Raw genomic sequence first — 13,716 nt, 5'->3', positions numbered from 1 at the left:
CACGGGTCATTTCCGATGCGAATGCTCACACTTTTACAGCAGAAACAGACAGTTTCCCCGTAACACCAGATGCGGGTGTTGCGTGAGTTCTTCTTTGTGCATGCGTAAGATTTAAGTTTTTCTTGCGCGTTTTGCTGCAGTGCGGCATAGGCATCGCCGGGTGTCGCGCCGATGCGAAGACCGTCTGTCGCTTACGAGGAGCATACCGTGGGAGACGCAGCGATCGGAGCGCCGACGATCAGCTATACATCCGTCACAATCGACGATGCGACCGATCTGTTCGTTCTCACGGCTGCTGGTCGCGCGCAGCCGCAATCCACGGTTTCGCTCTTCATCGACGGCGTTCTCGCCGGCCAGGCCACCACGAACCCCGACGGTGTTTACTCCGCCGATCTTCCGTTCGACGAGATGGGATCGCACAAGATCGTCGCGACGATCGAGAACGGCGACTTCGGCACAGCGTCTTCCCCGGTTCGAACCTTCACCGTTGGAACAGCAAACGATACGGGCGCGCGGGACTGGGGCGACTTCACGGTCGTCTCGAATGAGGAAACGTTCCGCACGTTGAACGCCCACAAGGACTGGAGCATCTCCGCGCCTGAAAGCGACAGCCTCCGCTTCGAGGTCCGCAACAACGATGTCGCCTTCTGGGATCTGCAGAACAAGGCCGCGAGCGAGCGCTCGGAAGCTCGGCTTCTGGATGAGTTCTCGAACGATGTTCCGTTCGAAGTATCGTACAAGATGAACATCGAGCCGGGCGAAAAGAACGATGCCGCCTGGGTCGTGTTGGGTCAGCTCCATCAGAACGACCACGACGGTGCGTTGAAAAGCCCGCCGGCAGTGGAGATCGGCTTGCGCGACGGCGATCGCATGGCCGTCTTCGTGCGATACACCGGCACCGACGGGAAGCCGTACTCGCAGCAGGTCTTCGCGGACACGACCGATATTCAGCGGGGCCACGACTATGACATGAGCATCAGGACGGTGCTCGACCCTGATGGAAACGGGCGCCTCGTGATCACTCGGGACGGGGCGACGATCGTCGACTACTCGGGCAAGATCAATCTGGAAGGGCATACCGGCGCCTACTGGCAGGAGGGCATCTACCGCCATGCCGGCGCGACGGTCGCGATGGCGGTGGAATACAAGGATCTGGCTATCAAGTCGGGCGGCGAGATGCCGCCCGCGCCGCAGGCGGCCGCCGTGAAGCCGGTCGCGGTCCATCTTTCCGAGATGATCGGCCTCGACGGATTGACGCTGCACGCCATCCAATCGGTCGTCGAGACCGCGAAGGCGGCTCCGACGGCGACGTTGCATTGGCAGGCTTCGGCGGACGGGGCGAACTGGATCGACATCGTCGGCGCGAGTGCCGCACTCGGCTCGTCGGATGCTTTAGCGGGACAGTTCGTTCGCTCGGCGGGAACGTATACCGACGCCGCTGGTGTCCATACCGTCGCGTCGGATGAGATCCTGCGGTTCGGCGGTGCGGCGGACGACACGCTGAACGGTTTGCAGGGCGATGACGTTCTGGTCGGGCTTGGAGGGAACGATACCCTCGCCGGCTGGAATGGCAACGACCGAATTCATGGGGGCGAAGGGCAGGACGCCTTGTCGGGCGGGCTGGGTGACGACCGGCTCATCGGCGACGGCGGCAACGACATGCTCGACGGCGGCGCGGGTGATGATGCGCTGTTCGGCGGGTCCGGTAACGACAAGCTGGTCGGAGGCGACGGCAGCGACGACATGTGGGGCGGCGGCGACGACGACGCCCTTTACGGATTCGCGGGCGACGACGACCTCCATGGCGACGCCGGCAACGATTTCCTGCACGGCGGCGACGGCAACGACGTGCTGCGCGGCGGTGCGGGCGACGACCGGCTGGAAGGCATGGTCGGCAACGACAAGCTCTTCGGCGACGCTGGCGACGATTTCATGGTTGCCGGCGACGGTGCCGACCAGTTGGACGGCGGAAGCGGCAACGATTGGCTGGATGGCGGTGCGGGCGCCGACCGGCTTGCCAGCGGAACGGGCAACGACACCTATGTCGTCGATGATGCTGCCGACATCGTCAAGGAAGTGGACAACGCCATCGGCGGCGGCCGCGACAGCGTTTTCGCGTCGGTTTCCTACAAGCTGACGGGCTTCGTCGAGACGTTGAACCTCACCGGCGCCGGCAATATCGACGGTACGGGAAATGCCCTGGCGAATCGGATCAACGGCAACGACGGCAACAACGTCATCACCGGTCTGGGTGGTGCGGATATCCTTCGCGGCGGTAGAGGAGCGGACACGTTCACGTTCCTGAACGCCGAAGCCGGAAGCCAGGATCGCGTGCTTGACTTCTCGGCGATCGAGGGCGACAAGGTCGCCGTGGACCACGCCTTCTTCGGACTAGCGGCGGGACAACCTCTGGACGCGACGCGCTTCGTTGCCGGTGCCGAGGCGAACCAGGGGACGGCCGACGCAATCGGCCAGTTCATCTTCAATACGAGCACGCATGTGCTTTCCTGGGACGCGGACGGCGCGGGGAGTGGCAAGGCCGTTGCTCTCGCAAGGTTCGATGACGCCGTGCTGCATTCCACGGATATCATCGTGATCTAGGCGCCGCTTCGCGAGCCCCGCTCATCACACCAAGGGTATATGGGCCGCGCCTGCGAGCGGTCGCCGTAGCGCGGGTTTGCGCCGTTCGGCCGAAGCCGCTACGGAGCGTGCCCATGCCAGCCGCCCGATCCGACATCGACATTGCGCGCGAAGCGCGCAAGCTTCCGATCGGGGAGGTCGCAGCGAGGCTCGGCATCCCGGACGATGCCCTCGTTCCCTTCGGGCGCGATAAGGCGAAGCTCGCGCCGGACTTCGTCCGCTCCCTGGGGCAGCGACCGAGCGGCAAGCTGATCCTCGTCACCGCGGTCAATCCGACGCCGGCGGGGGAGGGCAAGTCGACCACGACCATCGGGCTCGGCGACGCGCTGGTGCGGATCGGCCGGCGCGCCGCGATCTGCCTGCGCGAGCCCTCGCTCGGGCCCTGCTTCGGGCAGAAGGGCGGCGCGACGGGCAGCGGCATGGCGCAGGTCGTGCCGATGGAGGAGATCAACCTCCACTTCACCGGCGATTTCCACGCGATCACCGCGGCGCACAACCTCCTCGCCGCCATGATCGACAACCACGTCTACTGGGGCAACGCCGAGAAGATCGACTCCCGCCGCATCGTCTGGCGGCGCGTCCTCGACATGAACGACCGGGCGTTGCGCGACATCGTCACCTCGCTTGGCGGGCCGGCCAACGGCTATCCGCGCGAGGCCGGCTTCGACATCACCGTCGCCTCCGAAGTCATGGCGATCCTCTGCCTCGCCGAGGACCTTGCCGACCTCGAGCGCCGTCTCGGCGAGATCGTCATCGCCTACCGCGTCGATCGCTCGCCCGTCTTCGCGCGCGATATCGGCGCGACCGGCGCGATGGCGGCGCTCCTGAAGGATGCGGTGCTGCCGAACCTCGTGCAGACGATCGAGAACAACCCGGCCTTCGTGCATGGCGGGCCGTTCGCCAACATCGCGCACGGCTGCAACTCGGTGGTGGCGACGAAGACGGCGCTGCGCCTCGCCGACTACGTCGTGACGGAAGCCGGTTTCGGGGCCGATCTCGGCGCGGAGAAATTCTTCGACATCAAGTGCCGGCAGGCCGGCCTGCAGCCCGCCGCCTGCGTGATCGTGGCGACGGTGCGCTCGGCGAAGATGAACGGCGGCGTCGCGAAGGCGGACTTGGCCGCGGAAGACGTCGAGGCGGTGCGGCGCGGCGCGGCCAACCTCGGCCGCCACATCGAGAACGTGCGCGCCTTCGGCGTGCCGGTCGTCGTCGCCATCAACCATTTCGCCACCGACACCGCGGCCGAGATCGAGGTGCTGCGGGAGTTCGTGGCGGCGCGCGGCGCGGAAGGCATCCTCTGCCGGCATTGGGCGCAGGGCTCGGCCGGCGCGGTGGAACTGGCGGAGAAGGTCGCGGCGCTGGCGGACGGCGGCACCGCCCGCTTCGAGCCGCTCTATCCGGACGACATGCCGCTCTACGCCAAGATCGAAACGGTGGTGAAGCGCGTCTATCGCGGCGTCGCCGTCACGGCGGAGCGCGGCGTCCTCGCCCAGCTTGCCGATTTCGAGGCGCGCGGCTACGGCCGGCTGCCGGTCTGCATGGCGAAGACGCCTTACTCGTTCTCGGCCGACCCGGAACTCCTCGGCGCGCCGGAAGGGTTTGGCGTCCACGTCCGGGAAGTGCGCCTCGCGGCCGGCGCGGGCTTCGTCGTCGCGCTCTGCGGCGAAGTGCTGACCATGCCCGGCCTGCCGCGCCGCCCCGCGGCTGAACGGATCAGGCTGGACGGATCCGGCCGCATCGAAGGACTTTTTTAGCGATCCCGCGGCTTTCCATCGCTTCCGGCTTCCGATGCGTCGGGATTTTCAGCCGTCGTTGAGGTTTCCCGTGCTGCCCTTCTTCGAAGGTGCGGGAGCTTTCGATGGTCAAGCTCGTCAACGCGGTGATGCTGGAGCGGAGGAGCTGGCTCGTCCGGCTGGTGCTCAGCGCCTTGTCGTTCGGTGTGTTTCTCTCCCTCGCGCTGTTCTTCGCGCGTCAGGAACTCGTTCGTTCGATCGAGTCCGCCGGCCATGACGCCGTGGGCCGACTGACGGCGCTCGACGCGAAGGTCGACGGCGCGCTGGACGAATTGCGGGCTCAACTCACCACCACGCCTTGCACCCCGGAATTTCGGGCGCAACTGCGGCGGTTCGCCTACCGGCCGGACGGCCTGAACGAGTTCATGTTTGCCCCGAAGGGCGCCATCGAGTGCTCGGTCAGCACCGGGCGGTTCGATCCGTCGATCGATCTCGGCACGCCGGACATCCTTCCGAGCGACGCGGCTGGCTCGGCGGTCTGGCTGCAGCTCGACCTGAAATCGATCGGGCTCGACGGCCTCTCGGGCTCGATCGTCCTGCGAGATGCCGTCGCCGTCGTGGTGCCGAAGGAGCAGTCGGAGATCGCGACCGAAACGCCCGATTGGCTCAGCTTGGAAATCATGCGGCGCGACTCGCGCGGCAACTGGTGGCATCGCAGCGGCGATCGCGGCCTCTACGGCGCTGTGCTCGCGGCGACCGGGCCAAACCGTTCCGGCTTCGACGGCCTGTTTCGCCGCATGGTCTGCGACGCGAGCGGCTCGTACTGCGTCGCCGGCATCGCCGATCCGTGGCGTCTTGCAGCCTCGCAGAAGGCGGCGACCCTCCTGGCGGTCGTGGTCCTCCTCGTGGTGTCCCATCTCGCCGCCGACGTCCTGCGGGCGTGGGTGAAACGCTACTGCTCCTTCGAGAACCGGTTCCGCCGCCACCTCAGCGCCGATTCGATCATCTGCTCGTACCAGCCCGTCATGGATCTGCGGACCGGCCGCGTCACCGGCTGCGAGGTGCTGGCGCGATGGCGCGACGTCGACGGCTCGATCGTCTTCCCGGATCGCTTCATCCCGCTCGTCGAGCGCCACGGTCTGACGCTCGCCTTCACCCGCGCCATCGTCGAGAAGGCGATGAACGAGCTCTCGCAAGCGCTCCCGGATGACGCGCGATTGCACGTCGCCTTCAACGTCTTTCCCGTCGATCTCTCGGACAAGCGCCTGCCGGACGTGTTCCGCTGCTGCCAGTCGATGAGCCCGCGCTTCTCGATCATCGCCGAGATCGTCGAAAGCGCCGCCTTCGTGGCGTGCGAGGCGCGGGCGCAGATCGAGGCGCTGCGGCGCGCCGATGTGCAGGTCTATCTCGACGACTTCGGCGCCGGCTATTCCAACATCCAGAACCTCGCATCGCTGCCGATCGAAGGCGTCAAGCTCGACCGGGCCTTCGCGATGGCCCCGGACGACAGCCTGATGGCGCGGATGCTCGCCCATGCGATCGAGCTCATCCACGTCTCGGGCAGGGTGATCGTGGTGGAAGGCGTCGAGACCGCGGGCCGGCTGGCGTCGCTTCGTGCGCTCGGCTCGGCGGTCGAGCGCGTGCAGGGCTACCACATCTCGCGGCCGCTGCCGATCGACGACTTCGCGGTGTTCATGGCCTCCGAAAGCCAACGCCCGGCGAGCCTGCCGCACGCCGCCTGAATCGCAACTCGGATTCGTCGGTCGATGCCATCGGTCGCAGGCGAAAATCGTCGCCGGTTCGCCGCGCCAGCCTAGCTTCCGGGCATGGCCGAAGCCGTACCCTTCCGCGAAACGACCTCGGCGAAGAGCGTTCGCGACGCTGCGTCTCGGCGAGCGGACCGAGCTATCGCCGTTGCCTACGGCCTCCTCTGCCATGCATCCTTCGCGATCGGCGTCGCGACGATGATCGCCGCGATGTTCTTCGGCATGAGCCGCTCGCTCGGCACCGTGACGGCGCCGTGGTGGCCGGTGGCGGACGCGGCGCTGCTGCTGCAGTTCCCGCTCGCCCATTCGCTGCTGCTGACGCCGGTCGGCGGGCGCATGCTGAAGCGTCTCGCGCCGGACCGCATCGCCGGTCGGCTTGCGACGACAACCTACGTCATCGTCGCCTCCTTGCAGGTGCTCCTGCTCTTCGCGCTCTGGACGCCGAGCGGCGTGGTCTGGTGGCGGGCGACCGGACCATCCCTCGCGGTTCTCTGTGTCTGCTATGCCGCGTCCTGGCTGCTGCTGCTGAAATCCATTCTCGATGCCGGCATCTCCGTGCAAGCGGGCTCGCTCGGCTGGTGGTCGGTGTTCCGCGATCGTGCGCCGCGCTTTCCGCCGATGCCGACGCGCGGCCTGTTCCGGGTGGTCCGCCAGCCGATCTATGTCAGCTTCTCGCTGACCGTCTGGACCGTGCCGACCTGGACGCCGGACCAGTTCGCGGTCGCCGTCTTCCTCACGGCGTACTGCCTCGCCGCGCCGCTTCTGAAGGAGCGCCGCTTCCGCCGGCGGTTCGGCGACGGCTTCGAAACCTATGCGCGGCAGGTGCCGTACTGGTTGCCCTGGCCGCGTCCGCCGCGGAGCGGGCGGTGATCACATCGCCGTAACCGCGTTACCTTTCGCCGCCGCCGCGCGAACTCGTCCGGGTACTGCAAACCGAACTGGAGACCATCGATGCGGACATTCGCGAAAGGCGTCATAGCCCTCGGCGTCCTCTTCAACTGCGCTGCGCTGCCGGCCGTCGCGCAGGACGGGCAGCCGACCCGCGTTCGCGGCACCATCGCCTCGCTCGACGGCTCGACGCTGAACGTCGATACGCGGGAAGGCGCCAAGGTCGCGATCAAGCTCGCCGATGGCGTTGCGGTGAAAGGCGTCCGGGCTGCGAAGATATCCGACATCAAGACCGGCGACTTCGTCGGCGTCGCGTCCGTGCCGCAATCCGGCGGCGGCGACGGCGCGGTCGAGGTGTTGATCTTCCCCGCCGCGATGCGCGGCGCCGGCGAGGGCACGCGTCCGTGGGATGTCCAGCCCAACTCGACCATGACCAACGCCACCGTCGCCAACGCGGTCACCAATGTCGACGGCGCGAAGCTGACGCTGAAATATCCGCAGGGCGAGAAGACCGTGACCCTGCCGGACGGCATCCCGGTCGTGACGCTGGCCGACGCCTCCACCGCCGACCTCAAGCCCGGCAACAAGGTCTTCGTGTCCGGCATGAAAGCCGCGGACGGCACCGTCGCCACGAAGTCCGTGGTGGTCGGCGACAAGGGCGTTGTGCCGCCGATGTGACGGTCAGTCGCCGCTTGGGGCCACCGGGCGGACCCGGAGGAGGGACCCATCGGCGGATTCGATGACGACCTGGGCGCCGACCGGCAGGTCGGGGCCCTCCACTCGCCACCAGCCGTCCTCGATCTTGACGCGGCCCTGCCCGTGCTCGATCGCATCGGTGAGCGTCGCCCTCCGCCCGATCAACCGCGCCGTGCGCCGGTTCAGGCCATCCGATTCGCCGGAGACGCGCTTCTGCCCGTACCAGCGGTGGCCGAGCAGGACGGCGACCACCGATACGACGACGAACCCGACCACCTCGCTCTGCCAGGAAAGGCCGGGCACCAGAAAGCCGTTCGCGCCGACGACGAGCGCCGCGATGCCGAAGAACAGGAGGTAGACGCCCGGCAGGACGACTTCGAGCCCGAGCAGGAGGAGGCCGAGGATCCACCAGCCGTAGGTCGCAATCACTTCGCTCATGCCGCGCCGCTGCCTCCGTCGGTGCGGAACGCCGGCGTCGTCGGCCGGGCCGGCGCACGCGCCACCGCGGCCTGAGGCTTCGGGGCTTCCGGGAAGCTCGACCGGGCGAGTTCGGCGATGCCGCCGAGCGCGCCGATCAGCGAACTCGCTTCCAGCGGCATCAGCACGACGCGCTGGTTCGGCGCGGAGGCGAGCTTCGCCAGCGCCTCCGTGTAGCGCTGCGCGACGAAGTAGTTGATCGCCTGCACGTCGCCGGCCGCGATCGCCTCCGATACGACACGCGTCGCCTTGGCTTCCGCTTCCGCCTGCCGCTCGCGCGCTTCGGCTTCCCGGAAGGCGGCCTCGCGCTTGCCCTCGGCTTCGAGGATCTGCGCCTGCTTCTCGCCCTCCGCGCGGAGGATCTTCGCCGCCCGCGCGCCTTCCGCTGCCAGGATGTCGGCGCGCTTCTCGCGCTCGGCCATCATCTGCCGACCCATCGACTCCACCAGCTTCGCCGGTGGGTTGATGTCCTTGATCTCGATCCGGGTGATCTTGATTCCCCAGCTATGCGCCGCCTGATCCACGACGCGCAGGATGCGCTCGGAGATCGTGTCGCGGTTCGACAGCAGATCGTCGAGGTCCATCGAGCCCATGACGGACCTGAGGTTGGTCATCACGAGGTTCATGATGGCGTTCTTCAGACCCGAGACCTCATAGGCGGCTGCAGCCGCGTCGAGGATCTGGAAGAAAGCGACGCCATCGGCGGCGACCGCGGCATTGTCCTTGGTGATCACCTCCTGCGTCGGGATGTCCAGCACCTGCTCCATCATGTTGATGCGATGGCCGATGCGCTCCACGAACGGCACGAGGAGGCTGAGGCCGGGCGTCAGGGTGCGCGTGTAGCGGCCGAAGTTCTCGACCGTGTAGTTGTAGCCCTGCGGTACGACCTTGATCGTCCGGAACAGGACGATCGCCACGACCAGAACCAGAACGATCAGGGCGATGCTGCCCGGTCCGAGCCCGTAGGCCGGAAAGTTGCCGTTCATCCTGCATTCTCCCGTCGTGGTTCTGCGCGCAAGGATTGCCCGATCCCCGCCGGCTTGGCCAGCGACCGCGAGCGGCGTTGCCCTCCGCCGCGACCTGCGCTACGAATGCGCCATGACGATCGCGACGATCACGAACCGGTGGTGGTGGGGCAGCTAGAGGCGGCCCGGGATCGTTCGCGCGCATGAGACGAAACGAGCAGGTCGCCCAGGGTTCAACCGGCGGCCTTTTTTGTTGGCCGCACCCAGGGCACGGTCGGGAGAACGGGACATGACGCTGGAGACCTTGGCCGACGGGGCCGAGCGATACCGCACCGAGGGCGGCGTCATCGTCACGCGGCGGCGCGAATACCTCGACTATGCCGGCGCGATCGACCCCTATGTCGATCGGCTGGATGCGCGGCGCGGCGCGGTCTTCTCGTCGAACTACGAATATCCCGGCCGCTACACGCGCTGGGACACCGCCATCGCCAATCCGCCGCTGATGATCACCTCGTCCGGCCGGGCGGTCAGGATCGAGGCGCTGAACCTGCGCGGGCGCGTGCTGCTCGGCTTCGTCGCCGACGCGCTCCGCGGGCACGAGGACGTCGCCGCACTCGCCGCGACGGAAGCGCGCATCGACCTCACCGTCGCCGAGCCCGCCCGCGCCTTCACGGAAGAAGAGCGCTCGCGCATGCCGACCGTATTCTCCGTGCTGCGCGAGGTCGTCGCGCTGTTCAAGTCGGACGACGACGGCGACATCGGCCTCTACGGCGCCTTCGGCTACGATCTCGCCTTCCAGTTCGACCCGGTCGCCGAGACCTTGCAGCGGCCGGAAACGCGCCGCGACCTCGTCCTCTACCTGCCGGACGAGATCCTGATGGTGGATCACCACGCCGTGCGCGCCTATCGCCTTCGCTACGACTTCGAGAAGGACGGGCGCGGCACCGCCGGCCTCGAAGGCGGCGGGCCGGACGCGCCCTTCGCGCCGTCCGACCGCATCCCGCCGCGCGGCGACCACCGGCCGGGCGAGTATGCCGAACTGGTGAAGCGCGCGAAAGAGAAGTTCATGCGGGGCGACCTCTTCGAGGTGGTGCCCGGCCAGACCTTCTTCGAGCGCTGCGAAAACGCGCCCTCCGCCGTCTCGCGGCGGCTGAAGGGCATCAACCCGTCGCCCTATTCCTTCTTTATCAACCTCGGCGACAACGAGTTCCTGATCGGTGCGAGCCCGGAAATGTTCGTGCGCGTCACCGGCCGGCGGGTGGAGACCTGCCCGATTTCCGGCACGATCAAGCGCGGCACCGACGCGATCTCGGACTCCGAGCAGATCCTCAAGCTGCTGAACTCGAAGAAGGACGAGTCCGAGCTGACCATGTGCTCGGACGTCGACCGGAACGACAAGAGCCGCGTCTGCGAGCCGGGCTCGGTGCGCGTCATCGGCCGGCGGCAGATCGAGATGTATTCGCGCCTCATCCACACCGTCGACCATATCGAGGGTCGGCTCAGGGAGGGCATGGACGCCTTCGACGCCTTCCTGTCCCACGCCTGGGCGGTGACGGTGACGGGCGCGCCGAAGCTCTGGGCGATGCGCTTCATCGAGGCGAACGAGAAGAGCCCGCGCGCCTGGTACGGCGGGGCGGTGGGCATGATCCACTTCAACGGCGACATGAACACCGGCCTGACGCTGCGCACCATCCGCCTGAAGGACGGCATCGCGGAGGTGCGCGCCGGCGCGACGCTGCTCTACGACTCGAATCCCGAGGAGGAGGAGGCCGAAACGGAGCTGAAGGCTTCCGCCATGCTGGCCGCGATCCGCGAGGCCGGCGCCTCCAACTCGGCCGCGCCGGAGCGGGAAGGGGCGAAGGTCGGCACGGGCCTCAGCATCCTCCTCGTCGACTACGAGGATTCCTTCGTCCACACGCTGGCGAACTACTTCCGCCAGACCGGCGCGGAGGTGACGACCGTACGCGCCCCGGTGCCGGACGAGATCTTCGATCGCGTCTCGCCCGACCTCGTCGTGCTCTCGCCCGGTCCCGGCCGGCCGAGCGATTTCGACTGCAAGGCGACGATCCAGGCTGCCCGGCAGCGTGGGTTCCCGATCTTCGGCGTCTGCCTCGGCCTGCAAGCGCTGGCGGAGGCCTATGGCGGCACGCTGCGCACGCTGCACATGCCGGTGCACGGCAAGCCGTCCCGCATCCGGGTCGCGAAACCCGGCATCATCTTCTCCGGCTTGCCGCAGGAGGTGACGGTCGGCCGCTACCACTCGATCTTCGCCGATCCGGTGCGGCTGCCGAAGGACTTCGAGGTGACGGCCGAAACGGAGGACGGCGTCGTGATGGCCTTCGAGCACCGCTCGGAACCGGTCGCGGCCGTGCAGTTCCATCCCGAAAGCATCATGTCGCTCGGCGGTCAGGCCGGCATGCGGATGATCGAGAACATCGTCGCGCACCTGCCGCGGCGCGCCGGCGCGAAGGCGGCCTGACCGGGAAGGCTGCGTCAGGCGGCGAGCGGCTGGCTCGCCGGCTGCTGCAGCGCCCAGCGCAGCCGGTTGAACATCCAGTTGCGCACTTCGAGGGAGCCGTCGCGATCGCGGCGCAGGGTGATCGTCGTGCGGCTGGCTCTGCGGTGCCAGTCGTTCGCGGCGTCGACCGCATCCACGAGGCCGCCGAACGCGCCGAACGAAGTCGTTCCACCGAGTCGCAGCATGGGATTCTCGCGCGCGCTATCCAACTCGGCCGCGAACTTCCGGCCCGTATAGGCCTCGTTGATGATGCCGTCCGGGTCTGCGACTTTCCACGGCACGCCGCCCATCCCGCCATGCGTGCACGTGAAGCGCTGCCAGCGGAAGTACGTCACCGCGTCGTCCTTGATCTCGCGTTCCGTACCGCAGTTTCCCCACGAACTGCGCGAGCGCGCCATCGGATCGCGCATCGCGTGGAAGCAGTAGCGGACGTTCGCCGGGATGCGGCTCGCCGCGATGGCCAACGACATGTCAACCGCGTCGAACAGCAGGAGACAGTGGACCTTATGGCCGTGCTCGCCGAGTTCGCGGGCGACGCGGATCGCGATCGCGCCGCCGCGGCTGTAGCCCGCGAGAACCAGCCGGCCGACCGGAATGCCGCCCCGCTGGTGGACGCGGGTCTCGATCTCGCGCAGCATCGTCTTCGAGATCGCCTTGGCGGTGCCGCCGTCGCTCCAGGGACCGCGGGTGTAGTATCTGACCTTGAAACGACTATCGCGGGAAAGCTGGCTGACGAAGCTGTTCCGCATGTCCCGCTCGTACTGCGCGTCGTTGACGACGCCGGTTCCGTCGATGCCCGCATAGAAGTCCAAGCAATTCCTCCGAGAAACAGGCCGATGAATACCGCGTCGATTTCGGCCGCACTAATATGCTTGTGAGCTATTCTCGTCGATAGTGCGAGGATGCCAATATTCGCAGGTAATGACAATATGCGTTGCTGCGTCGATCCGGTCGGAGCGGTGATCGGCAGGGGTGATGGGGCCTGCCTTTCTCCCGTCGACGTAAGCCGGGCGAAACCATCGGTCCCGACTTTGCGACATCTCGACACCGCCGGAAAAAGCTGCTTCGGGAAGGGCGCGGGTGCGACGGGGCGCGCCTGCAGCGGGTGAAGACGGGGATCCGCCAATGCAGGATGCAGCCATCCGCACGACGCGGCGCGTCGCGGCCGGGTCGATCGCGATCGCCTGCGTCGTGCTGGGAATCAAGTATGCCGCCTATCGCCTGACGGGTTCGGCCGCCTTCTATTCCGACGCGCTGGAATCGGTGGTGAACGTCGCCGCGGCGCTCGTCGCGTTCCTGGCGCTGGAAGTCAGCCACCGCCCGGCCGACAAGGATCACCCGTTCGGCCACCACAAGGCGGAGTATTTCTCCGCCGTGGCGGAGGGCATCCTGATCGTCATGGCCGCGCTCCTGATCTTCCGGGAGGCCTGGGAGGCCTATCAGGCGCCGCGCCTCCTCACCGCGCCGCTGGAGGGTATCGCGGTCAACGGCGTCGCGACGGCGCTGAACCTCGTCTGGGCGCAATACCTGATCCGGCTCGGGCGGCAGCGCCGCTCGCCGGCCTTCGACGCGGACGGCCGGCACCTGATGGCCGACGTCGTGACTTCCGTCGGCGTCATCGCCGGCCTCGCTGTCGCGACATGGACCGGCTGGCTGTGGATCGATCCGCTGATGGCCGCGCTCGTCGCCGCGAACATCCTGCGCGAGGGCTGGAAGGTCATCGTCGCCTCGCTGTCGGGCCTGATGGATCAGGCGATGGACCCGGCCGACGAGGAGAGGGCGCGCGGCATCATCTCCGCCAACGCCGCGGGCGCGCTGGAAGTCCACGACCTGAAGACGCGGCTCGCGGGCCGCGCAACCTTCATCGAGTTCCACATGGTGGTGCCGGCGGCGATGACGGTCGGCGCGTCGCACGACATCTGCGATCGGATCGAGGCGGCGCTGGAACGCGAGTTCCACGACGCCACGATCCAGATCCACGTCGAGCCCGAGCAGGAGATCAAGCAGACCGGCGTGCCGGTGGTGTGACGCCG

10 protein-coding genes are annotated in these 13,716 nt (G+C 67.5%); 7 read left to right on the top strand and 3 right to left on the bottom strand.

All coding sequences use genetic code 11. The features are described 5' to 3' along the window. Positions 1–207: 207 nt before the first annotated feature. From F6X38_RS24110 to F6X38_RS11515, 5 genes are all read left to right on the top strand, one after another. Positions 208–2,601, top strand: coding sequence for a heparin lyase I family protein (locus tag F6X38_RS24110; RefSeq protein ID WP_161992725.1), 2,394 nt, complete (start codon positions 208–210; stop codon positions 2,599–2,601). Between the two features lie 113 nt (positions 2,602–2,714). Further along, the gene (locus F6X38_RS11530; protein ID WP_150969969.1) at positions 2,715–4,394 is read left to right on the top strand and encodes a formate--tetrahydrofolate ligase; all 1,680 of its coding nucleotides are present in this window, start codon (positions 2,715–2,717) and stop codon (positions 4,392–4,394) included. A 104-nt stretch (positions 4,395–4,498) separates the two neighbouring features. After that, the gene (locus F6X38_RS11525; protein ID WP_150969968.1) at positions 4,499–6,115 is read left to right on the top strand and encodes an EAL domain-containing protein; all 1,617 of its coding nucleotides are present in this window, start codon (positions 4,499–4,501) and stop codon (positions 6,113–6,115) included. A gap of 84 nt (positions 6,116–6,199) precedes the next feature. Beyond that, on the top strand, positions 6,200–7,009 hold the full coding sequence (locus tag F6X38_RS11520) for a methyltransferase family protein (protein WP_202617971.1): 810 nt from the start codon (positions 6,200–6,202) through the stop codon (positions 7,007–7,009). Between the two features lie 81 nt (positions 7,010–7,090). Next, complete coding sequence (locus F6X38_RS11515; RefSeq protein WP_246191303.1) at positions 7,091–7,705, top strand: hypothetical protein; 615 nt, start codon at positions 7,091–7,093, stop codon at positions 7,703–7,705. A 3-nt stretch (positions 7,706–7,708) separates the two neighbouring features. Here the strand turns inward: F6X38_RS11515 and F6X38_RS11510 are convergent, their stop codons facing one another. Both F6X38_RS11510 and F6X38_RS11505 read right to left on the bottom strand, forming a co-directional pair. After that, the gene (locus F6X38_RS11510) at positions 7,709–8,161 is read right to left on the bottom strand and encodes an NfeD family protein (protein WP_150969967.1); all 453 of its coding nucleotides are present in this window, start codon (positions 8,159–8,161) and stop codon (positions 7,709–7,711) included. Then, entirely contained in the window at positions 8,158–9,186 is a 1,029-nt protein-coding gene (locus tag F6X38_RS11505; RefSeq protein WP_150969966.1) for an SPFH domain-containing protein, read from the bottom strand. The genes F6X38_RS11510 and F6X38_RS11505 overlap by 4 nt, the downstream gene beginning before the upstream one ends. A gap of 268 nt (positions 9,187–9,454) precedes the next feature. Here F6X38_RS11505 and F6X38_RS11500 point away from each other — a divergent pair, with 268 nt between their 5' ends. After that, entirely contained in the window at positions 9,455–11,644 is a 2,190-nt protein-coding gene (locus F6X38_RS11500; protein ID WP_150969965.1) for an anthranilate synthase, read from the top strand. 14 nt (positions 11,645–11,658) lie between these two features. Here the strand turns inward: F6X38_RS11500 and F6X38_RS11495 are convergent, their stop codons facing one another. Further along, a complete protein-coding gene (locus F6X38_RS11495; protein ID WP_150969964.1) occupies positions 11,659–12,495 on the bottom strand; it encodes a thioesterase domain-containing protein in 837 nt (278 codons plus the stop codon). Between the two features lie 313 nt (positions 12,496–12,808). Between F6X38_RS11495 and F6X38_RS11490 the strand changes: the two genes are divergently transcribed. Continuing rightward, positions 12,809–13,711, top strand: a complete 903-nt coding sequence (locus F6X38_RS11490; RefSeq protein ID WP_150969963.1) for a cation diffusion facilitator family transporter — start codon at positions 12,809–12,811, stop codon at positions 13,709–13,711. Positions 13,712–13,716: the final 5 nt, after the last annotated feature.

The sequence above is a fragment of the Plantimonas leprariae genome (assembly GCF_008802405.1).
Taxonomy (GTDB): Bacteria; Pseudomonadota; Alphaproteobacteria; order Rhizobiales; family Rhizobiaceae; genus Plantimonas; species Plantimonas leprariae.
Note: the sequence above shows the minus strand (reverse complement) of the source record. Positions and strands in the feature narration are given on the sequence as shown.